Source organism: Candidatus Aminicenantes bacterium (assembly GCA_026393855.1).
Classification (GTDB): Bacteria; Acidobacteriota; Aminicenantia; order Aminicenantales; family UBA4085; genus UBA4085.
The window spans coordinates 1-25,128 of sequence record JAPKZJ010000051.1; the positions used below are offsets into that span (position 1 = coordinate 1).

24 protein-coding genes are annotated in these 25,128 nt (G+C 64.5%); 8 read left to right on the top strand and 16 right to left on the bottom strand.

Features of this window, described 5'->3' with window-relative positions; translation table 11 throughout:
* Both NTZ26_05470 and NTZ26_05475 read left to right on the top strand, forming a co-directional pair.
* A partial coding sequence (locus tag NTZ26_05470; protein MCX6559947.1) for a lipid A deacylase LpxR family protein occupies nt 1–1,078 on the top strand: 1,078 nt, incomplete at its 5' end.
* A 90-nt stretch (nt 1,079–1,168) separates the two neighbouring features.
* Nucleotides 1,169–1,456 (top strand): hypothetical protein, encoded by a 288-nt coding sequence (locus NTZ26_05475; GenBank protein ID MCX6559948.1) that lies wholly within the window; start codon nt 1,169–1,171, stop codon nt 1,454–1,456.
* A gap of 16 nt (nt 1,457–1,472) precedes the next feature.
* Here NTZ26_05475 and NTZ26_05480 read toward each other — a convergent pair whose 3' ends face one another.
* From NTZ26_05480 to NTZ26_05555, 16 genes are all read right to left on the bottom strand, one after another.
* A complete protein-coding gene (locus NTZ26_05480; protein ID MCX6559949.1) occupies nt 1,473–2,774 on the bottom strand; it encodes a hypothetical protein in 1,302 nt (433 codons plus the stop codon).
* A gap of 136 nt (nt 2,775–2,910) precedes the next feature.
* Nucleotides 2,911–5,055: a hypothetical protein gene (locus NTZ26_05485; GenBank protein MCX6559950.1), complete on the bottom strand. Its 2,145-nt coding sequence runs from the start codon at nt 5,053–5,055 to the stop codon at nt 2,911–2,913.
* 14 nt (nt 5,056–5,069) lie between these two features.
* Entirely contained in the window at nt 5,070–6,014 is a 945-nt protein-coding gene (locus tag NTZ26_05490; GenBank protein ID MCX6559951.1) for an aminopeptidase, read from the bottom strand.
* A 275-nt stretch (nt 6,015–6,289) separates the two neighbouring features.
* Nucleotides 6,290–8,239, bottom strand: coding sequence for a SurA N-terminal domain-containing protein (locus tag NTZ26_05495; protein ID MCX6559952.1), 1,950 nt, complete (start codon nt 8,237–8,239; stop codon nt 6,290–6,292).
* Nucleotides 8,240–8,263: 24 nt separating this feature from the next.
* Entirely contained in the window at nt 8,264–8,731 is a 468-nt protein-coding gene (locus NTZ26_05500) for an HIT domain-containing protein (GenBank protein MCX6559953.1), read from the bottom strand.
* A 32-nt stretch (nt 8,732–8,763) separates the two neighbouring features.
* The gene (locus NTZ26_05505) at nt 8,764–9,042 is read right to left on the bottom strand and encodes an integration host factor subunit beta (GenBank protein MCX6559954.1); all 279 of its coding nucleotides are present in this window, start codon (nt 9,040–9,042) and stop codon (nt 8,764–8,766) included.
* Entirely contained in the window at nt 9,035–10,915 is a 1,881-nt protein-coding gene (locus NTZ26_05510) for a 30S ribosomal protein S1 (protein MCX6559955.1), read from the bottom strand. Before NTZ26_05510 ends, NTZ26_05505 begins: the two co-directional genes overlap by 8 nt.
* Before the next feature lie 231 nt (nt 10,916–11,146).
* Nucleotides 11,147–12,313 (bottom strand): succinylglutamate desuccinylase, encoded by a 1,167-nt coding sequence (locus NTZ26_05515; GenBank protein ID MCX6559956.1) that lies wholly within the window; start codon nt 12,311–12,313, stop codon nt 11,147–11,149.
* Nucleotides 12,314–12,321: 8 nt separating this feature from the next.
* A complete protein-coding gene (locus NTZ26_05520; protein ID MCX6559957.1) occupies nt 12,322–12,468 on the bottom strand; it encodes a hypothetical protein in 147 nt (48 codons plus the stop codon).
* Nucleotides 12,465–13,733 carry a TRAP transporter large permease subunit gene (locus NTZ26_05525; protein ID MCX6559958.1) on the bottom strand — a complete coding sequence of 423 codons (1,269 nt, stop codon included), beginning with the start codon at nt 13,731–13,733 and terminating at the stop codon, nt 12,465–12,467. The genes NTZ26_05520 and NTZ26_05525 overlap by 4 nt, the downstream gene beginning before the upstream one ends.
* A gap of 3 nt (nt 13,734–13,736) precedes the next feature.
* Entirely contained in the window at nt 13,737–14,279 is a 543-nt protein-coding gene (locus tag NTZ26_05530; GenBank protein ID MCX6559959.1) for a DUF6305 family protein, read from the bottom strand.
* Between the two features lie 55 nt (nt 14,280–14,334).
* The gene (ggt, locus tag NTZ26_05535; GenBank protein ID MCX6559960.1) at nt 14,335–16,044 is read right to left on the bottom strand and encodes a gamma-glutamyltransferase; all 1,710 of its coding nucleotides are present in this window, start codon (nt 16,042–16,044) and stop codon (nt 14,335–14,337) included.
* The gene (gene scpB / locus NTZ26_05540) at nt 16,041–16,580 is read right to left on the bottom strand and encodes an SMC-Scp complex subunit ScpB (GenBank protein MCX6559961.1); all 540 of its coding nucleotides are present in this window, start codon (nt 16,578–16,580) and stop codon (nt 16,041–16,043) included. The genes ggt and scpB overlap by 4 nt, the downstream gene beginning before the upstream one ends.
* Nucleotides 16,577–17,533: a segregation/condensation protein A gene (locus NTZ26_05545; GenBank protein MCX6559962.1), complete on the bottom strand. Its 957-nt coding sequence runs from the start codon at nt 17,531–17,533 to the stop codon at nt 16,577–16,579. Before NTZ26_05545 ends, scpB begins: the two co-directional genes overlap by 4 nt.
* Before the next feature lie 6 nt (nt 17,534–17,539).
* Complete coding sequence (trpS, locus tag NTZ26_05550; protein MCX6559963.1) at nt 17,540–18,532, bottom strand: tryptophan--tRNA ligase; 993 nt, start codon at nt 18,530–18,532, stop codon at nt 17,540–17,542.
* On the bottom strand, nt 18,529–19,206 hold the full coding sequence (locus tag NTZ26_05555) for a site-2 protease family protein (GenBank protein ID MCX6559964.1): 678 nt from the start codon (nt 19,204–19,206) through the stop codon (nt 18,529–18,531). Before NTZ26_05555 ends, trpS begins: the two co-directional genes overlap by 4 nt.
* A gap of 261 nt (nt 19,207–19,467) precedes the next feature.
* Here NTZ26_05555 and NTZ26_05560 point away from each other — a divergent pair, with 261 nt between their 5' ends.
* From NTZ26_05560 to NTZ26_05585, 6 genes are all read left to right on the top strand, one after another.
* Nucleotides 19,468–20,622: an ABC transporter ATP-binding protein gene (locus tag NTZ26_05560; GenBank protein MCX6559965.1), complete on the top strand. Its 1,155-nt coding sequence runs from the start codon at nt 19,468–19,470 to the stop codon at nt 20,620–20,622.
* A 5-nt stretch (nt 20,623–20,627) separates the two neighbouring features.
* Entirely contained in the window at nt 20,628–21,491 is an 864-nt protein-coding gene (locus NTZ26_05565; protein ID MCX6559966.1) for an ABC transporter permease, read from the top strand.
* Nucleotides 21,488–22,273, top strand: a complete 786-nt coding sequence (locus NTZ26_05570; GenBank protein ID MCX6559967.1) for an ABC transporter permease subunit — start codon at nt 21,488–21,490, stop codon at nt 22,271–22,273. Before NTZ26_05565 ends, NTZ26_05570 begins: the two co-directional genes overlap by 4 nt.
* Entirely contained in the window at nt 22,270–23,337 is a 1,068-nt protein-coding gene (locus tag NTZ26_05575; protein MCX6559968.1) for a spermidine/putrescine ABC transporter substrate-binding protein, read from the top strand. The genes NTZ26_05570 and NTZ26_05575 overlap by 4 nt, the downstream gene beginning before the upstream one ends.
* Before the next feature lie 68 nt (nt 23,338–23,405).
* Nucleotides 23,406–24,515, top strand: a complete 1,110-nt coding sequence (locus tag NTZ26_05580; protein MCX6559969.1) for a hypothetical protein — start codon at nt 23,406–23,408, stop codon at nt 24,513–24,515.
* Nucleotides 24,516–24,616: 101 nt separating this feature from the next.
* Nucleotides 24,617–25,128: hypothetical protein (locus NTZ26_05585; GenBank protein ID MCX6559970.1), on the top strand; the 512-nt coding region annotated here is incomplete at its 3' end.

Here is a 25,128-nt window from a genome sequence, read left to right on the forward strand (position 1 = left end):
CGAGATGCGCGGACAAACGGTGCGGATCGGGCCGGTCCTTCTGGCGGTCTTGGCGGCCGCATTGTCCCTCGAGGCCGCGGGGGTGTCGTCCCGGGACGCGGAGCAAGCGGCCCGAAAAGCCCCCGGCGGGGTTTTTAGTCTCCTCGTCGACAACGATTTCTTTGCCGCGACCGACCGCCGATATACAAACGGCATCCGGATCGCCTGGACCTCGGCCGAGCTCGGACGGCCTGAGGCTCCCGTCAAGCTGCCCGGGTGGCTCGAAGCCGCGAGCCGGGCCCTGTCGTTCGGCCGGGCGGCCGGCGGCCGGCGTTACCTCTCCATCTTTCTCGACCAGCGGATTTATACGCCCGAAGACATCACCCTGACGGAGACGCCGGCCGGCGAACATCCGTACGCCGGCTATACCGGGATCGGGCTGGCCTTCCATAGCCGCGATGACGATGGCATGGATACGGTCGAAATCGACCTCGGATTGGTCGGCCCTGACTCGTTGGCGGGTGAAATCCAAGCGCTCTGGCACCGATTCTTTGGGTTCATGGCCCCTTCCGGCTGGGCCCGCCAGCTCAAGGACGAATTTGTCCTCGGCCTTGCTTACGACCATCGGGAGCGAGTCTGGGCCTCGGCCGCCGGCCGGGGCATAAGGACGGACGGAGTTGCCCGGGCGGGGGGATCGCTCTCTAACGCCCTGACAGCGGCCGGGATAGGGGCCGGGATTCGGGTCGGTTGGAACCTGCCTGATGATTTTGGCGCGGCGATGATCCCGGCCGGCCCGGCCGGGGACCCGCTTTTAAAGAATCGGCGCGAACGATCCGCCGATCGGGTCCGGCCGGCGATCTATGGCTATTTGACCATCGAGGGCCAGGCCGTCCTGCGAGACATTTTCCTGGACGGCAACACCTTTCGCGACGGCCCGCATGTCGAGAAATACCCGTTCCGGGGCGCTTTGACGGCCGGATTGGCCCTGCGCTTCAGGAGCTGGAGCTTGGCCTACGGGTATGTTCTTGGAAGCCGCAGCTTCGAGACGGAGCCGCGCGGGCACATCTATGGGACGGTCCGCCTGTCGTTCTTTCTCTGAATCCGCGGCCGCAGGCCTAATTCGCAATCGGGGAGCCGGCGCCGGTTTGCGCAAAACCTTTATTATCTGTTATACTAAAACTCTCCCCCAATGAATCAGCCTCCGTCCGATATGAAGTATGGCTACTACCATAAAATCCGCCAGTTATTCGTCTATTTGAAGCCTCGCGACAAAAGCCGGGCCGGCGAATGCCGCCGCTGCGGCGCCTGCTGCCGGTTCATGGCGGATTGCCTCTTCCTCAAGTTCGATGAAGAGGGGCTGTCGGCGTGCGGCATCCAAAAAATCAAACCCTATACCTGTTCCAAGTACCCGCTGAACAAGAAAGAGCATCACACCAGGGATAACTGCGGATTTCGATTCCCCGCCGAATCCGAGTGATCCGAGTTCGCGGGCGCTAGAATCCGCCGCCGCGTCCGCCGCCCATCCCCATATCGCCGCCGAAGCGCGGGTTGACGACGTTGCTGTAGACCGAGCCGAAAGTGAAGCTCAAGCCCGCCGACAGGTAGAAACTGTATTCGGAGGCTAGCTCCGTCCGCCGCAGCAGCAACTCCTCGATCGAGACGTCGCCCTTGCGCAAGGCGATCTGATCGTGGGTGGTCGAGTAGCGGCCGTCCATGGTCAGGGCTAGCCCCTTGATCAGGCGGAAGTTCAAGCTCCCGGAGATGCGGAGATGATTGTAATCGAAGCCCTTGAGGAAGTAGTTCGCTCCTTCCAGCGAGAGGGAGGCCGTCCCCCAGGGCTCGGTCAGATCGAGAGTTGCGCTCAAGGACTGACTGAAGACGCCTTCGGCCCTCTTGTCGTAGATCGTCTCCTCGATGTAGTTGTAATGGTTGAATCCGGCCCGGTAGAGGATGCGCAGTTGGTGGCGGGTGGATTCCGAGTAAGGGAAGACGTTGTATTCGACGGCCGGGTGGATGGTGTAGCCAAAGTTGATGTTGCCGTAGCTCGAGTGGTTGAGGTTCAGGTATCCGCCGACCGACCAATGGTCGTTGAGGCTGAAGACGTAGAGCCCGTCGAAAGCCCGGGAATCGGCCGTGCTCGTCTCCTGGTAATCCTCGTAGTCGAAGATGCTCTGGTCGATGTTGCCGGTGAAGCCGGTCCGGAGCTTGGCCTGCGGAGTGACCCGGTTAATCGAGATGTTGCCCGAGATGGAGTTCGTCTGCCGGGCCTGCTCGCTCTGGAAGCGGCCGCGTACGCCGAAGTTGAAAACCCAGAAGTTCCAGGAATCGTTGGCGGCGGTGGATTTGACCTTGCGGCCGAGGGTCATGTTGATCAGCCCCGAGATCGGGGTCCGGCCGACGTAGGGGGCCAGGCCGAGCTTGAGGACCTGGACCATGCCCTTGCGGATCTCGTCCGGCGTGTCGACCCGGTTGGAGAAGAACTTGAGGACGTTCTTGAGGTCTTCATAGGCTCCCCGGCCGATAAAGGTCATGGTGTATTCCTGGCCTCCGCCGCCCGTGCGCTGGCTGGTGACGATGACGTGGACGTCGGACTCGGTGCGGTCGCGGACGTAGTTGACGAACTGGATCTCGTTGACGATGTAATTGACGTCCAGGCGCTGGCCGTCCAAGAAAACTTTGGGAGCCGATCTTTTGATCTCGTCGGTGGAGGCATCCGTCTGTTGGGCCCAGACGGGGGCGAATCCGGCGAGAAGAGCGATTATACCGAAGAGGGCGACGGCTCGGGCTTTGTTCAAAGCGTTCTCCTTGGCGGCCCCGGGCTCGGGAATCCCCTCGAAATTCCTCTCCTCAAGGCAGAAAAATACAGCACGCTCCCCCTTTGGACGAAGCGTCAGCGGATTTCTTCCTTTTTAAACCGAACTGGCCGCTCCCTCAGCGCAACGGGATGGTCATGATGAACCCGGAGGCCGTTTCCTCGGTTGCGACCTTGCCCTCGGCGGCCCAGGCCCCGAGATGGACGACGATCCGCGCCGGCGAGGGCGCCGGCGGGGGAGTCACCGCCAGGCGAGCCGACTTCCCGTCGGCCGCCGATTCGAGGGACAGCGAAATCGGCCCGAAGTTCGTGGCGACGCCTTTGAGCTCGGTCTTCGCCCCCGGCGCCAGCCAAGTCGGAGGCAGGCCTTCGAGCAGGTGGATCTCGCTGCCCCGCTCCAGGACCAGAAGGTTGCGGACGAGCCGGAGGAGTTCGGCCGAAGCCCAGTTGTGGGGCATGTCGCCGACGAAAGGTGCTTGCGTCTTTTCGCCCTTGGGCGGCTGCTCCTCGCGCCAGGCCCGGAGCGGCGAAGCGTGGTTGGCATAGGCGTAGAGAATCTCGGCTGCTTTGGGGCCGTCGCCGAGCCAGAGGTGAGCGTGGGCCCAGAAGGAGGCGAAATAATTCCACAGGCCATCGGGCATCCAACCCGTTCCCAGGACGAGCCCTTCTTTTTGATGGTCGTCGAGAAGCATCAGCGTTCCCCGCGCCAGCGGGTCGGAGGCCTCGAAGAGCCGCCCCGGAAACACGGCGTGGCAGAAGGCCCATTGGCCCCGGATAGGGTCGATGCCCGACTGGGGCTTCATCAGGATCGGCAGGTAAAAAAGGCCGCCGTCCATAGGCTTGCGATCCCGTACGGCGGCCTTGTCGAAGGCGGCCCGGAAGTCGCGCAGCTCGGCGTCCCAAGCGTCGGCCTCGGGCATCTGCAGCCGACGGGCCGCCTCGACCGCGGCCTTCAGCCCGGCCAGGCTCCAATAGACGTTGGTGTACTCGGCCACGATCCCGCCGATCCCGCCGTCCGGAACGCCGGGAGGAATGAGGCCCGCCTCGGGCGCCTCCGGGTTCTTGCGGCTTTCCTCCCGCAGGCGCTTAATGGCTCCCACGACTCGGACGACGACCGGCCAGGTCTTTTTGAGCCAGGCCGTGTCCCCGGTCAGAAGAGCGTGACGGGTGAGGATATAGAGAACGATGCCGTTCTCCTTCCAGTAGTTGCCCAGGACGTCGAACGAGCCGTCCGGTTTCTGGCGGGTCAGCAGATGGTCGATGCCGGCCCTCGCCTCCAGGCCCCGCCCGAGATAAGTCACGGCCTCCAGAATGAAGGCGCCGTCCACGACCCAAAGGCCGCGGTAGCAGGTCGGGCCGACCTGGAAGATCGGCAGGCCGTCCTTGATCTCGCGGGCCTGATAGATGTTCCGGATGCAGGAATCGATCAGCCCTTGCAGGGCTCGGTCGGGGACGGTCAGGACGCCATAGGGGAAATCGCGCTCGGACCAGTAGCGCGCGGCCCGCTCGGGTTGGGCTTTGGCCCAAGCCGAGTCGACCTCACCGGCGTCATGGCCGGAGGCGCAGTAGACCGCCAGTTCGTCGATCCGGGCGGGGAAGAGGATAGTGATCTTATCCCGACCGGGGATGATCCCGTCCCAGCGGGCGCTGAAGCTCACAAAGCGGCGGCTGCCGCGCAGGACGGCGCGGTCGACGACATCGAGCGGCTCCTTGGCCTCGATGGTCAAGGCCAGGCGGCGCGCCCCGGCCGTCTTACGCACGAGCAGGATGTCGCCGCGGGCCGGCTTAGCCTCGTCCCCGCGCGGCTTGCCGCGCAGCGGCAGCTTCTGGTCCGGTCCGGGGGTGACGGCCAGGGCGCTCCAGCGGAGAAGCTCCCGGCCGTCGGTCCCCGTCAGCATCGTCTCGACCATGGGGACGCGCGGATCGGGCATCGATTGGGCGGAAACGCCCGTGGTCCCGCCGTCGAGGCCGATCGAAACCCGAGCCCCGAATTCGGAACCGCGAATGTAGTCGTAAAGCAAGGACCCTTCTTTGGACACGAGCGTCTTCTGCCAGTCGTCGGGGAGCCCGATGCAGGTCTGCCACCAGGGCGGGGCGTAGCGGTAATCGATGGTGAACAGGGCGGCCTGCTCGGGAGGCGCGGTTGTCGGGGAGGCGTCGCGCCGCACTTCGAATTTTGCCGCTTTCCCGCAACCGGGGGCGAGGGCGACAACGAGGCAGACGGCGGGCAGAAACTTGGCCAGGGTGGAGGCGGATTTGTTCATGGGGGTGACCGGCCTTAAATCAGATACTTCCCGGCCTTGGCCAGGAAGCGGCCTTTGGCGAAGATGGTGGCGTCCGCGACGAGGGCATCGTAATGGTGCCGGCTGGCGTTCGCTCCCAGGCCGTAGGAATCGCCGATGGCGAAATGAACGGTGCCGAAGGCCTTCTCGGCTTCGAGCATGTTGCCGCAGATGCGGGCGCCGGGGTTCGTCCCGACGCCGAACTCGCCGATGACGAGACCGGTCGGGTCGTCGCCGATGTGGCGGACGATGGCCTCGACTCCGCGGCCGCTCCATTTCACGAGCCGGCCTTTCTCAAATTCTAGGACGCCGCGGCCGAGCTTATCGTCGATGAGCCGCAGGACCACCCGGCCGGTGAACGTCTCCTCGACCGGGCAGGTGTAGCATTCCCCTGCCGGCAGGTTGCCGTGTCGCCCCCGGCGGCCGATATCGCCGTTGCTGTTGGCCCAGCGGCGGCCTTTGACGCTGAAGGAAATGTCCGTGCCGTCGGTGTTGCTGATCCGGACGTCGGGAGCGTTGCGAAGCGCCACCATGATCTTGCGGGTGAAGACATCCAGGGCCGTGTAGTCCACGGCCACGAGCCGTTCCATCATGTCCACGGTGATGCCCGGCATCATCAGGACGCGGCCGCCGGACTTGGCCAAGCCGACCATGTAGCCGCGAAAGGCCTTCTCCTCGATCCGGGCTTCGAGCATGTAGGCCAGCGCGCCGGCCTTCTCGGCCATGGCTCGGAACAGCCCGCTCGGTCCCTCGATCGGCCGCAGGGCCTCGGTCATCAGGTAGGTCGTGGTTTCGGCACCCGCCTTGCGGGCCCAGCGGGCCAGGGCTTCGGCGATCTCGAGCTTAGCCTCGTCGGTGACGAGCAGGAAGCTCTCGCCCCGCTTCAGGCGCAGGGCCTGGGTGATGGCCCGTTCCGCGGCTTTGTCCAGCTTTCTATTCATGGCCAGAGATTGCCATAACGGGTGGGCGGAGACAAGATGGAAGTTTTCGAAGAGGAAGTCCCGCTTGTTCCTATGAAAGGTTCGAAGCCCCTGGTGAGGCCGGTAAGGGGGCCGAAGCCATCGGCGAGGAAGCGGGCATGGTCCCTGGCCCTTCAATTAATCGTTTATTGAAGGGCCAGGGGAGCGACCGAGCCGGCCGGAGCGAACTCCCTCGCTGGGGGAGTTCGCGTCTTCGGCCCCCTTACGGCCGAACCGTTTCGGGGGCTTCGAATCCGTCAGTTGGTGGTGCTTCCGGTTCCGCTCTTCTCGTAGCGGGCCAGGACGTCCTGGCTCGCCTTGAGGAAGGCGTCGTATCGGATCTTGATGTCCTTCTCGCCCCTCAGTTTAGCCAGGTAGGCCTGCAGGAACTTGTTCTTCTTCTGCTCCAGGAGGCTTGCCGTCTCGGTCGCCTTGGTCTTCTCGAACTCTTCCTTGACGGCCTCGGTGCGGGCCAGGACCCTCATCACGGCGTAGCCGGTCTTGAAGTCGATCGGCTGGCTGATTTCCTTGAGCGGCAGGCTGAAGGCCAGGTTGTCGGTCTCGGGGCTTTCGCCGATGACGCTCAAATACTGCTCTTTCTTGTGCTCGGCCACGGTCTTGACTTCGAGCTTGGCGGCCGCGGCGACGTCTTCCCAATTCTTGTCGTTCAGCTTGGCCCGAATCTCCTTGATCTTGGCCAGAGCCAAGTCCTTTTTCAGGGCATCGGCGAGATCGGTCGCAACCTGGGCTTTGACCTCCTCGAAGGTCGCCGGCCGGGGAGCTTCGATCTTGCGGAGCTCGGCCAAGGCGACGCCGCCGTAGGTGGCGAGGGGGGCCGAGATATCCTTGTCCTTGAGCCCGAACAGGGCGGAGGCGATCGAGCCCGCGGGGTCGACATCGCCCAGGGCTTCGCCGCTCTTGAGCAGGCCGGTCGACTGGACCTTGAGATTGGCGGCCTTGGCCGCCGCTTCCAGGCTCTTGGCCTTGCGGGCTTCCTTCTCCAGAGTGGCCATCCGCTGACCGGCCAGCTCGCGGGCCTTCTGGTCCTGCAGGATGGTGCGGATGCGGGGCTTGGCCGTTTCCAGGGACGTCGTTGCGGCGGCGTCCTTCTGGGTCACCTTGAGGATCGCGATGCCGTCGGCCAGCTCGATCGGATCGGAGATCTTGTTCAGGGCCAGCTTGGCCACCGCCTCGATCTCCTTCGGATTGAGCGTCCGCCAGTCATACAGCCCCCAGTCGCCGCCGGCGGAGGCCTTGGTGTCCTTGGAAACGGCCTTGGCCAGCTCGGCGAAATCCCCGCCCCCTTGGAGGCGATCGTGGGCGCTTTTAGCCTCGGCCTGGACCAGGGCCTTGTCCTTGCCGGCGAAGGGGAGGAAGATCCGGCTGATCTTGACCTGTTCGGGATTCTCGAACTGGGCCTTGTTGTCCTGGTAGTATTTGGCGATCTCGGCTTCGGCCAGCTCGACCTCGGCTTTGAGGTCGTCGTTCTTGATGAAGACATAGCCGGCCTCGCGGCGCTCGGGCAGCTTGTAGGCGTCCTTGCGGCCTTCGAAGTAGGCCTTGACGGCGGCCTCGTCCGGCGCTTGGGCCAGGGTGATCGTGGCCGATTCCAGGGCCAGGTATTCGATCTTGGCGGTGTCCTTGCTCAACCGGTATCCATCCCAGACTTCCTGCGGCGTCACGACGATCCCCGCGGTCAGCGCGGCCACCGTCTTGCTCAGGATGATCTCCTGGCGGATGCCGCCCTCGAATTGGGATAGGGGGATGCGATTGTAGGAGAGGACCCGCTTGTACTCGTCGTAACCGATGAACTTGCCGTCCCGCTGCAGGCCGGGCAGGGCCATGATGCGCTCGCGGACCTCGGCGTTGGAGGCTTTGATGCCCAAGCCGTCGGCGACGTCAAAGAGGAGCCGCTGTTCGATGATCTGCTCCAGAACCTGCTGGGGCAGGTTGAGCTGTTCGATGACCGTGCGGTCGATCTCTTTCATGTCCCGCTTGAGACTCTCGATCCGGTTGCGCAAGCCGGTGAGGAATTCGTCGGTCGGGATTTTGTGCCGGCCGATCGTGGCGACGACGGAGCCGGCCTGGCCTTCGCCCAGGCGGCCCGAGCCGCCCCAGATGACGAAGATCGAGACGATGAACGCGGCTACGATGAACCAGAGGACGATCTTGAGCGACTTCATGTTCTGGCGCATGGTTCTCAGCATGGTGGACCTCTCGGAGATGGGGTGTCAGCGGCGAGCCGCCTTGCGGCGGCCGGCGAACAGGGGGCGGAGCCGGGCGGTAGTCGCGTCGAGGTCCTCGATCAGGACCTTGGTCCCGCCGACGATGGGCATGAAATTGGAGTCGCCCACCCAGCGGGGGACGACATGGAGGTGGAAGTGATCGATCACCCCGGCCCCGGCGCTGCGGCCCAGGTTCATGCCCGTGTTGAACCCGTGCGGGGCGTAGGCCGTCCGCAGCACAGCCAGGCTGCGCTGCAGGAGGGCGGTCATCTCGGCCAGGAGGGCCTTGGGCGCCTCCTCGAGCGAGGCCAGGTGACGGATCGGGGCGATCATCAGGTGGCCCGGTTGGTAAGGATATTTATTGAGCAGGACGAAAGCCTGCCGGCCCCGGACGAGGATGTGGGTCCCGGCGTCGTCTTTGGCTTTGGCGGCGCGGCAAAGCACGCAGCCGCGGCGGACATCGACGGTTCGCACGTAGGCCTCTCTCCAGGGCGCGGTGATGTACCTCATTCCTTGTTGATCAGCTCTTTCAGAAGCTTGCTGGGCTTGAAGTACAGGACCTTCTTGGGCGGCACCTTGACCGGGTCGCCCGTGCGGGGGTTCCGCCCCGAACGGGACGGCCGCTGGCGGAAGCGGAAGCTGCCGAAGCCGCGGACCTCGATCTCCTCGCCCTTCAGGATGGCTTCCTTGATGGTGTCGAAGAAGAGATTGACGCCGGTTTCGGCCTCCTGCTTCGGGACGTTGAGCTCTTTGCTGATCCGGTTGATCAGATCGGCCTTAATCATCGGCTTTCTCCTCTGCCGTTTCGGCGGTGCCGTCCTTCGACGGCACTGACGCGGCTATCTCTTCCTCGGCCGGCGCCGGCGCTGCCATCGCCTCCGGCTCCGCGGGCGCTTCCGCGACAACCGGGTTGTCCGCGACAATCGGGGCGGCCGGAACCGCCGTCTTCGTCGCGGCCAGGTTCTTATTCAGCTGCTCCCGAATGAGGTCGCCGAAGGTCAGGCCGGTGCCCTGGTTGTCCTGATACTTTTGATATTCCTGCTTCTGGAGGTCCATCTGGGCCTGCCGGAAGCTGAGGCTGATCTTCTTGTCCTTGGCGTTGAGCTTGATGAGCTTGGCCTGCCGCTCCTCGTTGACCTTGACCACTTCGGCCGGGTTCTCGACCTTGTGCTCGTCGATTTCGGAATTGAAGACGACGCCTTCGATGCCGGGCAGGATCTCGACGAAGACGCCGAACTCGGCGATGCGGACGATGCGGACGTTGACCAGATCGCCGACCTTCTGGCGGATGAAGAATTCCTCCCAGATGTCGCCTTCCAACTGTTTGAGGCCCAGGGAGACTTTCTGCTTGTCGATGTCCACCCCCAGCACGACCGCGTCGGTCTCCTGGCCGACTTTCAGCTTGACCGAGGGATGCTTGATCTTCTCCCAGGAGATGTCGGAGATGTGGATGAGGCCTTCGATCCCGGGCTCGACCTCGAGGAAGGCGCCGAAATCGGTGATGCTGGTGATCTTGCCGTGGACCCGGCTGCCGGGGTTGTGGCGCTCCTTGAAGCCCTCCAGGGGGTGGGGCAGCGCTTGTTTGAGGCCCAGGCTGATCCGCTTGGAGGTCGGGTTGACCTCCAGGATGCTGACCGTGATCATGTCGCCCAGCTTGAGCAGCTTTTTGGGATGGATCATCTTGCGCGACCAGGTCAGGTCGGAGATGTGGACCAGGCCTTCCACTCCCTTCTCCAGCTCGACGAAGGCGCCGAAGTCGGTCAGCGAAGTGACTTTGCCCGTGATCTTGTCGCCGGCTTTGAACTTCTCGGCGATATTGGTCCAGGGGTCGGGGGTGAGCTGCTTGAGCCCGAGCGAAATCTTCTCGTCCTTCTCGTTGAAGTCGAGGACGACGACTTCGATGTCCTGGCCGGCCTGCAGAATCTCCTGCGGGTGGCCGATCTTGCCCCAGGCGATGTCGGAGACGTGGAGCAGACCTTCCACACCGCCGATGTCGACGAAGGCGCCGAAGCTGGTCAGCGAGCGGATATGGCCGGGGAGCTTCTGGCCCTTCGCGATCGTCCCAAAGACCTTGCGCTTCTTGATCTCGCGCTCATCCGCCAGGACCAGCTTGCGCGAGACGACGGCGTTCTCGGTCTTGCGGTCGAAGCGGATGACCTTGAACTTGAAGGTCTGGCCGATGAGCTTTTCGGGGTCCTTGACCGGCCGCAGGTCGGCGTGGGATTCGGGCATGAAGGCCGGGATGCCGACGTTGACATGGAAGCCGTTCTTGGCCCGGTCGACGATCTTGCCGGTGACGACGCCGCCGTGCTGAGCGGCCTTCTCCAGGGCGTCGAGGGCCTTCTCAGCATCGGCTTTCTTCTTGGATAGAATGAAGTAGCCTTCCTTGCGGTCGTTTCTTTCCAGAACGGCCTCGATCTCCTGGCCGGGCGCCGGTACGATCGGCTCGGCGCTGTCGGTGAAGTCGGCGATGGGGATCATGCCCTCGGATTTCATGCCGATGTCGACCATGACCTGGTCGGCGGTGACTTTGAGAACCCGGCCCTTGACGATCTTCCCAGGAGCGGCCTCCTGCTGGCTGAACTGATACTTGTCCAGCAGATGCTCGTAGTCCTCCATGGTCAGCTTCTCTTCTTTCGGCTTGTTCGTTTCTGTCATGGGCCTGGGTACTCCTGTTGATGTGATTCCCTCCCGGTGCAGGGCTCGATCGATCCGGCCGGCGCAAAGCCGGATTCGGAACAGTATATAGGGGTCGCTCCATGGAGCGGGACGGGCGTATGGAATTCCTGTTTAAGGGCCTTGTTGGTGTTCATGATCGGGCGAAAACGATGGTCAAGTCTAACCGAACCCCCGCCCTTTGTCAATGCTAAATAGTGATGAAAAATGAACTTACGGGCGCCGGGCGGCCGGTCCGTGAAGGCTCGCCCCGACCCCCCGGGCGCGGATGTCGGCGGCCGCCGGAATCCCCTCCGCAACCACCGCCTTGTCCGGTTCCAGGTCGGCCAGCCCGGCCAGAAGGGCGGCGACGCCTGCGAGGTGGCGGGCGACGCGGTCGTTGAGCGGGATCCCCTCGGGCCCGAAGGGGACGAACAGGCGGCCCAGCTCGGCGGCCCGGACATAGAATCGGTCCCGTCCGTCCACGACCAACGAGGCCGAGGGCCGGCCCTTAAGCCTGCCGTGCGAGGCGTTCGGGGTTTCCAGGAGCACGGCCATGATCCCCGCCGCGTCTCCCCACTCGCGGTGCGACAGCCCCCTCAGGTTGGGCGGGGAGGCTTCCAGCCGGAAGTCCAGCCCCTGGTCCTGGAGGCTTATCTGGGCCAGCGCGGCCAGGTCCGCGGCGGTCTCGTGGAAGACGAGGGCGTTGATCACGGGATATTCGGGCGCCGATTCGTGAAGATCGATGCCCAGGTCGATCTTCTCCCGGCGGATGAGCTCCATGACGGCGAACGCCGTCCGTTCGGTCAAATTGCCGCGCGGTCGCCCGGGGTAGGCACGGTTGAGATTGCGGGCCTCGACGCCGGCCAAGGCCTGGCCACCGGGATTGACGTAGATCGTCGGGTCGGGCCATTGGTGAACGGGGTTGGTCACCCGCGAGCCGAGCCGGAAGGAGCGTCGGCCCGAGGGCGTTTCGAGCGAATACCTCTGCGGGCTTGCCTCGTGCGGGTCGGAATGGGTGAAGCCGCTGGCGTTGGCCCGCGGGATGATGATCACGGCTCCCCGGTCGACCCGGAGATTCTCGATCAGGGTCACGGCGCTGATGAACCCGGCGGGCTCGTTGGGATGGGTGCCTCCGAGGATGAGCACGCGGCCGCCTTTTTCGCGGCCTTCGAAGACGAAGACGTCCGTATCGCCGGGCGTGCCCGCGAGCGGCGGGAAGTAGAACGAGAGCGGCCGGCGGACGGTCAGACCGGCCGCGGGATAGATCGGCTCCTCGGTTCGCATCGAGAGAAAATCGCGGGACGCGAAGAAACCGGCCAGCCCGAGCAGGGCGAGCAGGAGCGCCGAAAAGACGATCGGCCGCCGCTTGCGGATGGGGCGCGGGCTGGGTTGCGGCACGTTCGTTCCTATTGGACGAGCAGGAGGCGCAGGATGAAGAGGATCAGGACCAGGCCCGTTCCGGCCTGCTTCCAGAATTCCCGCTCCCGGGCGAAGGCCCAGACGAGATGCCCCGTCAGGTAGAGGACGATGGCCAGGTACGCGAGGCGCATCATAGGATCTTGTCCAAGGCGGGGGCAAGTAAGAGGACGCCGAGTCCGACCGCTAGGATGATCAGGGCCGGCGCGAGACACGCCCGCAGGACCCGGCCGAGGTCCCTCTCCCCGACGGCCTGGGCGGAGAAGCGCGCCGCCATGGCCGCCGGGGGCATGAAGTCGCCGATCCCGACGATGGCGGAGAGGGCCGCGGCCGTGATCAGGGCGTTGCGGCCCGAGAGGGCCAGCAGGAACGGCACGCCCAGGACCGAAGCCGAGCCGAAGGCCGAGACGCCGCCGAAAAGCGGCATCCCGATCGCGATCCCGGCGAAGAGCAAGGCCGGAGGCAGGGACAGGAAAGTCAGTACGGCCCAGCCGCGGGCGCCGGTAAGGGTCATGACCTGGATGAACATGCCGACTCCGGCCAGGATCGACAGAATGGGCAGGGCGTCGACGACGGCCGTCTGGGTCGTCCGCAGATACGAGAAACGCCGACCGCAAAACGGTGCGGCCAGACTGCCCAGAATGAATACCGCCGGAAGCCCGAGAGATGCCGGTCCCCGAACGCCGGCGCTCTGCAGGATGAGGAGGACAAGGACCAGGACGAGCGGCAGATAGATTCGGGCCCCGTAGGGCCGGGCGTCGAACTCCGGCAGAAGGTCTCGCATCTCATCGGTGGGAACGGCCCGGATCCGGCCGAGGCCGAGGACGAGCGGCACTATGAGGGCCAGCGGAACCGTGATGAGAAGCAGAGGAACCGTCAAGCCGACGTAGGGCATGTCGACCCCCGCCCCCATGATCATGACCAGGATGTTAACGGGCGGGGCGATCATCCCGATCACCGCGCCCGAAGCGACGAAGGCGGCGGTCCGAGCCGGAGGGAGCCCCAGTCTCATCAGGACGGGGGCGACGAGCGGGCCCGTGCTGAGAACGGCGGCCAGCGAAGACCCGGTGATCATACCGGGCAGCATCATCAGGCCCATCATCGTCCAAAGCAGAGCGACGGGGCGGCGGTGAAACGCCCGCAGGACGCCCGCCGTCAGCCCGTCCAACAGGCCCGAGGCCTGCAGGGTTTTCATAAAGATCATGGCCGAGGCGATGATCAGAATGATGTCGAAGAAGCCGAAAGCACCCTCGACGAGATGCCGGAGGGCGAAGCCGTGTCCTCCGAGGAGCGCTCCGGCCAACGCGGCCAGGGCCAGGCTTGGCCCCAGCGGGATCTTGAAGCCCACGGCCAGGGCGGTGAACACCCCGACCATGAGGAGGAGAAGGAGCGGTTCCGCCATCGCCTATTTGAAGGCCTGCTTCAGCGGTTCGACCAGGTCCAGGGTCTTGTCGATTTCCTTGAGCGGGATGTTTTTATCCCGGCAGATCCGGGTGAAGAGGCCGTCCTTGTTGCCGGACTTGACGACGATGGCCATGCGGGCGAAGGGCAGATACGCGGCCACCATTTCGTCTGTCAGATCGCCGCGACGGGCTTCGCCCCCGAGGTGGAGGGCCAGGATAGGGACGCCCTTGGTCTTGGCCCCATCCAGCAGGGCTTTGATCCGGCCTTTTTCCTTTTCGACATCCAGGCCGGCCGCACCCAGGCCTTTGAGGCTGGCCCCGAAGACGAGGATAAGCGTCTTGGCCGCGGCAAGGTCCGTGGGGCCGGCGGCCTTGACCAGAACGGTTTGCAGGCCGGCCTTGCGGGCCTGGACGGAGGCGATCTGGACGTCGGCGCTCTGGCCGGCCGAAGTGATGAGGGCGGGCTGTTCGAAAAGGGTGATTTGAGCGCCGAGCGGGAGTCCCATGGCCAATAGGGCGGCGCCGGCGAGAAGAGCACGTTTCATGATCGGCCTCCTGGGGGCGAGGAAATTATACGGGTTCGCCGGCATATTCTCAATTTCAATAGCCGGCGCCGGCGCCGTCGCGGCGGGAATCCGCGCCGCCCAGGAGGATCCTGCGGCCGGGCGGAAACATCAGGCCTTGGGCGCCGCCGAAGTACTTATCGTAGGCTTCCTTGACGGTCAGGATGTGGCCGAGCGACTCCAATCCCTTGCGAACGGAGTCGGGGATGCGGGATTCGATGGCCACCGGCTTGGCCTTGCCGTTGCCCGAGGTGCTGTAGAAGCGGGGCGCCTCGATGGCTTCGTCCAGGCCCATGCCGTGATCGACGATATTCGAGATGATCTGGACCAGGGTCGGGAAAATGCGAAGTCCGCCGGGCGAGCCCAAGGCCAGATAGGGGCGGCCGTCCTTGAAGACGAGCAGCGGGGCCATGGACGATACGGGGCGCCGTCCCGGGCCGGGGGCGTTGGGCGATTTCGGGTCGGTGTCGAAGTCGCGCATGTGGTCGTTGAGGAGAAAGCCGGTTCCCTCCGGGACGATGGCGCTGCCGAAGAAGTCGTTGATCGACTGGGTCAGGGCGGCGATGTTGCCGTCCTTGTCCACGGCCGCCAGGTGGGTCGTGTTCTCTTTATGATCCTTGGCCGGGTCGAACGCCGTCGGGGGATAGGATCCCGCGACGCGGTCGGCGCGGATGCGGTCCGCGACGGAACGGGCGTAGTCCGCCGAAAGGAGATCGGCGAGAGGGATGGGGACGAAATCGGGGTCGGCCATGGTCCGGTCGTGGTCGGCGAAGAGGAATCGCAGAGCCTCGCTCATGTGGTGGAGGGCCGCTACCGATCCCGGCCCCCACTCGCGCACGGGCCAGCCTTCCATGACCGCCAGCATCTGGAGGACGTGCAGGCCTCCCGCTGCGGGCGGCGGGACGGTGGCGATCTCCAGTCCGCGGTAGCGGCCGCGAAGCGGGGCCACTTCCCGCGGTTTGTAGCCGGCCAGGTCTTCGAGAGTCATGATCCCGCCCTTGGCCCGCACGGCGTCCACGATGCGGCGGGCCAGGCCGCCCCGATAGAACTCCCCGATGCCCTTCGCCCCGATCAGGCGCAAGGTTGCGGCCAGCTCGGGGTTGCGGAAGAGGTCGCCCGGCTCGTACGGGAGGCCCTGGTTGAGGTAGACCGAGCCTTCGCCCGCGTTCTTCAAGAGCTTCTCGTACTCGTCTTTGTTGATGGCGCTGAACGTCTCGCTGACGGGGTAGCCTTTTTCGGCCAGCTCGACGGCGCGAGCGGCGGCCTGGGCTAAGCTCCGGGTGCCGTAGGTCCGAAGGGCCAGATCCCACCCGGCCAGCATGCCTGGTACGCCGACCGCAGTGCCCCGCTCGGACTTCCATTCCTCGGCGGCCTCGCCCTTGTCCGCGAACATCGACGGCGAGGCCGCGGCGGGCGCCGTCTCGCGGAAGCTGATGACGGTCGTCTTCTTTTCGGCGGCCAGGTAAATGACCATGAACCCGCCGCCGCCGATGCCCGAGGCAAAGGGCTCGACGACGTTGAGGGCGAAGGCGGCCGCGACGACCGCGTCCACGGCGTTGCCGCCGGCCTTGAGCATGTCGCGTCCGGCTTCGGCGGCCAAGGGATGGGCGGCCACGACCAGGCCGTTGCGGGCCTTGACATCGAGGGGGGCGTGCCGGTCGGCGGCGCTGGCGGAGCGCGGCATCCGGCCCGGAGCCGGGGCCAGCAGGACGGCGGCCGCCAGCAGGGCCGGGAGGAGCGTCCTCACGAATTCCCTTCCTCGAGCAGCTTCTTGAGCTCGTCGGCCGACGGCAGCTCTTCGATCGCGTTCAGCCCGAAGTAGGCCAGGAACTTGTCCGTCGTGCGATAGAGCAGGGGACGGCCCGGGGCTTCCTTGCGCCCGGCGATCTTGATCAGCTTGTTCTCGAGGAGGGTATGGAGGGCGTGCGACGAGTCGACGCTGCGGATGGCGGCGATCTCGGCTTGGGTGACGGGCTGGTGGTAGGCGATGGCCGATAGGCATTCCAGGGCTTGGCCGGAGAGCTTCTTGCGCCGCTCGATCTGCAGCAGCCGGCGGACGGGGGCGTCGAAGACGGGCTTAGTCGAGAAGACATAGCCGCCGGCCGAGCGGGTGATGTGGATGGACTGGTCGCCGTCGGCGTAGGCCTCGATCAGCTGGCGGAGGGCCTCGTCGATGTCCGACTCGGAATCCTCGGGCAGCACCTCCCGGATCCGCTCGAGGGTCAGCGGCTCGACGGAGATGAAGATCAGGGCTTCCAGGATGGATTTCAGGTTCTCGGTCATGCCTCGTCCTTTGCCGGCGCGTCCTTGCGCAGCCAGACCTTGATGGTGTTGAAGAGCTGTTCCTGCACGGCCATCACGACCCGGGCCTTGATCAGCTCGAGCAGGCAGAAGAAGGCGATCAGGGCTTCTTCCAGCGTTTCCTGAGCCCAGAGATAATCGAGGAAGTCGAGGGCGCCCCGGGTCCGAAGCGACTCGACGATCTCGTTCATCTTGTCGGCCATGTTGATCTCTTTGCCCTTGAAGACCTTGGCCGTTTCGGCCTGCTTGCGCTTCATCAGGGCGAAGAACGATTCGGCCAGGTCGAAGAGCGAGACCTCGACCAGGTCCAGGTCCTGGTCGGGCAGAGGGGCGGTGAGCGAGGAGCGCTGCCAGATGGCGGACTGCTCTTCTTCCTTGTCGCGGAGCAGCGTCGCGACGGCCTTGATCCGGTCGAAGGGCAGGAGGTGGTCGGTATTGCGGGTCTTCGGCTCGACGTCCGGTTCCAGGACCTGCTCGCGCGGGAGCAGGGTTTGGGACTTGATATAGATCAGCACGGCGGCCATCAGCAGGAACTCGGCCTCCCGGTCGATGTCGATCGACTCGAGTCCGGACAGGTAGGCCAGGTACTCCCGGGTGATGACCGCGATCGGGATGTCGTTGATCTCGACCTTCTTCTTCCGGATCAGGAAGAGGAGCAGGTCGAGCGGACCTTCGAAGTTGCGGAGACGGATCTGGTAACCCTCGTTATCAACCGGCGCCGTATCCGGCGCTGTCGTTTCGAGGACGACCAAAGCCTCGCCTTCGGAATCGCCTGCAATCGGAAGGGCGGGGTCGCCAACGATCTCGGTGCCGGGCGACGTCGAAGCCGGGGCTTCGGAGTCGGGCTTTGAGGCCGTCGATTCACCCGCGCCGATAGACTTCCGGCCGGGAGTCGTCGAGTCGAGGACAATCCCATCATCGTCGGATTCTGACATCGGCTTTCAAAAGCCCAGGGCGGCGCGGATTTGCGCCATCGTCTCTTGGGCCCGGGCTCGAGCCTTGACGTTGCCGGCCTCGAGGATGTCCCAGATGAGCGCGGGATCCTTCTCAAAGCGGGCCCGCTTCTCCCAGATCGGCTCCAAGGCCCGGATGAGGTGCTCCAGGAGAACGGCCTTGCAGTCGCGGCAGCCGATGCCGGCCGTCCGGCAGCCGACGGCGATTTCCTCTTGCTTGTCCTTGGGGACGAAAGCCTTATGGAGGGTAAAAACGGGACAGTCGTTCGGCTCGCCGGGGTCGCTGCGCCGCTTTCGCCGGGTGTCGGTGACCATCGGCAGAATCTTGCCCCGGATGACTTCGGCCGTGTCTTTTAAATAGATGGCGTTGCCGTAGGATTTGCTCATTTTGCGGCCGTCGGTCCCGGCCAGCCGGGGCACCTCGGTCAGCAGCGTCTGGGGTACGGGAAAGACGTCGCCGTAGTAGCGGTTGAAACGGCGGATGATCTCCCGAGTCAGCTCGATGTGGGCGGCCTGGTCCTCGCCGACCGGGACGGCGTCGGCCCGGTAGATGGCGATGTCGGCGGCCTGCAGGACGGGATAGCCCAGGAAGCCGTAGGTGTTGAGGTCTTTCTCGGCCAGTTGGACGAGCTGCTCTTTGAACGTCGGGACGCGCTCGACCCAGGGCAGGGGCGTGATCATCGACAGGATCAGGTGGAGTTCGGCGTGCTCCTTGACCTCGGACTGGCGGAACATAACGCAGCGGTCCGGGTCCAGCCCGGAGCTCAGCCAGTCGACCGCGACCTCGAACTCGTAGCCTTTGATGGACCGCGAGTCGTGGTACTCCGAGCTCAGGGCGTGCCAGTTGACAATGCAGAAATAGCAGGCGTACGAGTCCTGCAGGCGGATCCAATTGCGGAGCGCCCCGACGAAGTTGCCGAGGTGAAGCGGTCCCGTCGGCCGCATGCCGGAGAGGATGGTCTTCTGGGCGGATTGGGTCATCGGAGGAGCAGGCTGATCAGGATTTGGATGGGGAGCGTGATGAAGCTCAGGACATTGAGGTAAAGAAGGGCGATGAGGATGAAGAACCCGTAGGGACGAATGCGCTCGTAGCGGGCCGCGCCGCGCTCGGACAGCAGCCCCATGACGATTCCGCTGCCGTCGAGCGGAGGAATAGGGATCAGGTTGAAGACCGCGAAGTAGTAATTGATGAACACCGCGAAGAAGAGGATGATGGCCAAGCCCTCGAGCGGATAGAAGCCCTTGGGGAGAATGGCCCGAGCCAGGTTGGGGCTCTGGAGGAAGAGGCGCACGCTCGGAACCGCAAATTTCAGGACCAGGAGCAGCAGCAGCGCGATCGTGCCGGCGATGATGTTGGACAACGGTCCGAAGGCGGAGATGATCAGGTTGTCGCGCCGCGGGTTGCGCAGGCGGTAGGGGTTGACCGGCACCGGCTTGGCCCAACCGAAGGCCGGGGCGCCCACCAAGACCAGCATCAGGGGCAGCAGGATGGTCCCCACCGGGTCGATGTGGGCCAGCGGGTTGAGGCTGACCCGGCCCAGGTCATAGGCGGTCGTGTCGCCCATCTTCTTGGCCGCCCACCCGTGCGAGGCTTCATGGATGGTGATGGCAAAGAGGACGACGAATAATTGGATGGCGATCTCGACCGGATTCATGGCGTTTTAATCCGGGCTATTTATAGCACAAATCGAAATTCTTGAAAACGCGGGGCGATTATTCGATAATGAGTCGGTTTGATACGTTCGCGGCGCCTGACCCCGATTTTCGAATCGGGGTTATAAGCGCCGCTCAGTATTAACCCTTTAAATACACCGGGCTTAAGCCCGGCGTATCGAGCGGGTTTATTTCCGACATGAGGAACCGCGTCTTGTTCGAGGATCTGTAGGGGGGGGGTCCCCTGCTAGGAAGGACGGCCGTTGAGCGAACACCTTGAGTTCCGGGGCGTGTCCAAGCGCTTCGGCGCCATTCAGGCCGTCGACGACGTTTCCCTCGAGATCCACAAGGGCGAGTTCTTCTCCCTGCTCGGCCCCAGCGGCTGCGGCAAGACGACCATGCTGCGGATCGCAGCCGGGTTCGAACAGCCCGACCAAGGCCGGGTCTTCCTGGACGGCCAGGACATCACCGATCTCCCCCCCAACCGGCGCCGGGTCAACACCATCTTCCAAAGCTACGCCCTTTTCCCGCACCTGACCGTCCGCGACAACATCGCCTTCGGGCTGACCATCGCCAAGCGGCCGGCGGCCGAGATCGGGCGCGAAGTCGCGGCCATGCTCAAGCTGATCCAGATGGAGGACCAGGCGGGGAAAAAGCCGGACCAGCTCTCCGGCGGCCAGAAACAGCGGGTGGCCGTGGCCCGGGCCCTGATCAACAAGCCGGCCGTCCTCCTGCTCGACGAGCCGCTGGCCGCCCTCGACCTCAAGCTTCGGCAGCGGATGCTGATCGAGCTGGACATGATCCACGACGAGGTCGGGATCACCTTCCTCTATGTCACCCACGACCAGGGCGAGGCCATGAGCCTGAGCGACCGCATCGCGGTCATGGACCAGGGCCGGATCGAACAGATCGGCACCCCGGCCGAGATCTATGAATCCCCCCGGACGAGCTTCGTGGCCGCCTTCATCGGCGACACGAACTTTCTGGAGGGCGAGGTGACGGGCGTCGAGGGCGATTACTGCACCGTCCGGGTGGTCGGCTTTCCCGAAGTGTCCTGTTTCAACGACAAGGGCCTGCGCCCGGGCAATCTCGTCTATCTCAGCATTCGGCCCGAGAAGATCCAGATCTCGCGCGACAAGCCTCTCCTGGACGGGCGGCAATACAACATCCTCCCGGCCCGGGTCGAGGACGTCATCTACCTCGGATCGACGACCAAGTACGGCGTCCGGGCCGAGGGCCATCGCGTCCAGGTCATGCGCCAGCACTTCCGGTTCTTCCTGGACGACAAACCGATCCGCTGGAAGGACGACGCCTGGATCTGGTGGCACAGCGACGACGCGTTCATGCTGGAGCGATACAGCCGGGGCGATGAGAAGATGGTCGGTCTGCCTCCCGAGAAAGTCGGCGAGACCGAGTAGGGGCCATGAAACGCAAGCTCCAGGAATCGCTCCTGACGGGGCCGTCCTTTCTCTGGCTGCTGGGCTTCTTTCTCATCCCGACCCTGCTCGTCTTCGTCCTGGCCTTCCGGCCGGCCGATCCTTACGGCGGAATCGGCCCGGGCTGGACCCTGGACACGATCAAGGCCTTGGGCCGCTCTTACTATCTGACCATCGCCCTCCGCACTCTTTGGGTCAGCTTCCTGACCACGCTTTTCTCGATTCTCCTGGCCGTGCCGGCCGGCTATGCCGTGGCCCGGGCTTCGGAGCGGCGCCGCAAGCTCTTGCTGATGCTGATCATCGTGCCTTTCTGGACGAGCTTCCTGATCCGCATCTTCGCCTGGCGATCGCTCCTCCATCCCGACGGCCTGGTCAAGAAGCTCCTGATGGCGGTCGGGCTGGCCGGGCCGCAGACGCCTCTCCTTTATAATATGGGCGCCGTGATCCTGGTCATGGTCTATACCTGTGTGCCCTTCGCCATCCTGCCCATTTACGCCGCGGCCGAGAAGTTCGACTTCCGGCTGGTCGAGGCGGCCCGCGACCTGGGGGCCAGGCCCGCCCAGGCCTTCCGCCGGGTCTTCCTGCCCGGCATCCGCAGGGGCCTTCTGACCGCCGTTCTGGTCGTCTTCATCCCGGCCCTGGGATCCTATGTCGTGCCCGACCTGGTCGGCGGCCCGGACAGCGAGATGATCGGCAACAAGATCGCCCAGCGCGTCTTCGTCGATCGCAACCTGCCCCACGCCAGCGCCCTTTCGGTCATGCTCATCCTGGCCGTGATGGCCCCCCTGACCGCCGTCCTCCTGATGCGCAAGAAAGAGAAGCCCGGCGTCATCCTTTCGGAGGATACGTGAAGCGGAGCAAGCTGCCCATGCTCGTGACCGGGTTCGTCCTGGTCTTCTTCTACTTGCCCATCCTGATCCTGATCGTCAACTCCTTCAACGCCTCCCGCTTCAGCAGCACGTGGCAGGGCTTTTCGCTGAAGTGGTATGCGCGGCTTTTCCATGAGCCCGAGATCTGGGCCGCGGCCCGCAACACTTTGGTCATCGCCGTCGGGGTCACCCTGGTCGCCCTGGTTCTGGGCACCACCTCGGCCCTGGCCCTGCACCGCTTTGCCCGCTCGCGGCTGCAGCGCTTTCACTACACCCTGATCTACACGCCGCTCGTCGTGCCCGAGATCCTGATGGGCATCAGCCTGCTGATGGCCTTCGTCGCGGCCGGCGTCCGGCTGGGCCTGGGCACGATCTTCCTGGCTCATGTCACTTTCTGCATCAGCTATGTCGCCCTGGTCGTCCTGGGGCGCCTGCAGGACTTCGATTTCTCGGTTATTGAAGCGGCCCAGGACTTGGGCGCCGGTTGGTGGGCGACGACCCGTCGGGTTCTGCTGCCGATGCTCGCGCCCGGCCTCGCGGCCGGCGGCCTGCTGGCCTTCACCCTGTCGTTGGATGATTTCGTCATCACCTTCTTCGTGGCCGGGCCGGGGGCCACGACCCTGCCCATCCGGGTCTACAGCATGATCAAGCACGGGGCGACGCCGCTCATCAACGCGCTCTCGACCTTGCTCCTGCTCATTACCTTCACCACCGTCTTCGTCAGCCAGCGGCTGACCCGATCGAAACCATTGGAGGGAACATGACCAACCTGCGCATCCGTCCGTTCCGGGCGGCCGTTCTCGCCCTGGCCGCCGCCGGCCTCCTTCTCGGCTTGTCCGCCTGCGCCAAGCCGGCCAAGGAGCCCGCCGTCCTTCACGTCTATACCTGGGCCGACTACATCAAGCCCGAGCTGGTGGCCCGGTTCGAGGCCGAGAACGGCTGCAAAGTGGTCATCGACACCTTCGACTCCAACGAGGCCATGTACGCCAAGATCAAGGCCGGGGCCACCGGCTACGACCTGATCACGCCGACGAGCTACATGGTCAGTCTGATGCAGTCGCAGGGCCTGCTGCAGCCGCTGGACAAGGCCAAGCTTCCCAACATCGTCCGGATCGACCCCGAGTACCTGTCCATCGCCGTCGATAAGACCATGGACCACTCCGTCCCGTACATGATCACCAACACCGGGATCGCCTATCTCAAGAGCAAGGTCAAGGACTTCGAGCCGAGCTGGGCCATGTTCGGCCGGGCCGACCTGAAGGGCCGCATGGTCATGCTCAACGATATGCGGGAAACGATCGGCGGCGCCCTCAAGTTCCTCGGCTTCAGCCTCAACACCCGGAACGAGGAGGAGCTGGCCAAGGCCCGGGACATCGTTCTGGGCTGGAAGAAGAACCTGGCTAAATTCGAAAACGAACAGTACAAGTCGGGCCTCGCCTCGGGCGAGTTCCTGCTCGTCCACGGCTATAGCGGGGACATCCTGCAGGTCCAGTCCGAAAACGCCGATGTGACCTTCGCCATGCCCCGCGAAGGGGGCACGATCTCCTGCGACGACCTGGTCATCCCCAAGGCGGCCAAGGCTGTGGCCCTGGCCCACGCCTTCATCAACTTCCTGCATGAGCCCAAGGTGGCGGCCGACAACACCAACTTCACCCAGTACCTCTGCCCCAACAAGGATGCCTACCCGCTGCTGTCCGAGGCCATCAAGAACAATCCGGCCATCTTCCTGGCCCCGGAAATCAGGGCCAAGTGCGAAGTCCTGGACGACCTCGGCGCCGACAACGCCAAGTGGGTCAAGGTCTGGGACGAGATCAAGGCGGCCAAGTAGACTCGGCGGCGAAGGGGACGGGCGGCCGAGGATTGCACCGAGCGGCGGAAACTCGTAGAATTCCGCGCATGAGAAAAGCTGGATCCGCCCTTGCCGTCGTCATCGCCGCCCTGGCGGTCTCCGTTTTGGCCGCCGCCGCTCTCGCGCCGCGTGCGCCCCAGGCCGTCCCCGCTTCCGCCGTCGCGGAGGGCCCGGACGGGCTCAAGATCTGGAAAGTCCCCAACGTCAGCGAGGGGGCCGAGTGCTATTTCTCGCCCGACGGGAAGTCGCTCATCTATAACGGCAAGGAGACCGGCGACCCGACCCACCAGGTCTACACCATCCGGTTGGACGGGACGAACCGCAAGCGGATCAACGACAAGGGCGCCGACGCCTGCTCGTATTGGCGGCCCGACGGCAAGGCCCTGATCTGGACCTCGACCCGCGACCACCTCGACATGAAGCCGGGCAACTTTTCCGACGTGCGCGATTACCCGCAGGGCGCGGAGATCTATACCTCCGACCTGGACGGGGGGCATGTCGTCCGGGTGACCAACAACACCAATTACGACGCCGAGGTCACCTATGCCCCGGACGGCCATAAGATCGTTTTCGGCCGCCAGATCGAGGGCCGCATGGATCTCTGGACGATGAATCCGGACGGCTCGAACCAGAAGCAGATCACCTTCACCCCCGATTGGCAGGAAGGCGGGTCCGTCTTCCTCCCCGACAACAAGACCATCATCACCCGGGCCTGGAAGATGTCCGAACAGGATTTGCCGTCCAAGCAGATGCAGCTGTTCCTGCTCAACGAGGACGGGTCCGATATCCGCCAGATCACGACCGAGCCCGGGACGCACTGGTCGCCCTATCCGGCTCCGGACGGCGTCCATGCGGTCTACGTCAAGCTTCTTCCCCCGCGCAACTTCGAGATCTTCCTGATCAACCTTAAGACGGGCGAGGAGAAGCGGCTGACCACCAACGACGCCTTCGACGGCTTCCCCTCGATCTCGCCGGACGGCCGGCTGATGGCCATCTCCTCGAGCCGGGGCGCTGCCCCGGGCCAGCGGATGATGAGCCTGTTTCTGGTGCCGACAGGTGAGGCACCCGTCGGAACGAGGACGGCGAAGCGGCCGCCCTCGCGCCGACAGGTGAAGCACCCGTCGGAACGAGGACGGCGAAGCGACCGGCCTCGCTGATCCGGCCGGGCCGGTATGGATTCTCCGCGAGAATCGTATTAAAATTTAGCCAGGTCGTTTAATCGGCCGGGGCGTGACCGTCCGTCTTTGCGGGGTGCAAAATGAAGTCTTTGCGGGCTTTATTGGCTGCGGCCATCCTCATTGTCCCGGGCGCGCCCGCGATCGGCCAAATAAAGGCCCTGCCGAAGACGATTCCCCAAAAACCAAAATTAAACACTCCCAGGGCGGCCCTGCCCGATCTTGTGCTGACTCGTTTCGAGCTGCGGCCGGCCAAGGGGGCCACCATCAACGACCCGGTTTCCGTCTTCGTCGAAATCACGAACCGCGGCTTGCTGCCGGCCGTTTTTCAGCCGGGGGATGCCTACGTGGAGCTGACGCTGCCCGGCCGCGAGGCGCTGTGGAAATGGACGACGTCAAAGGAATTGATCGTGACCCCGGAGCGGCCGTTGACATCCGGCCAGACCGTGCTCCTGCCGGGGCAGGTCCCGGCGGGAACTTATGACCTGACGGCCAAGGCCGATCCCGACGACCGAGTCAAGGAGAACGACGAGACGAACAACGAAGCCGGGCTGACTTGGACGATCGTCGCCGCAGAGAAACCGGACCTCGTCAT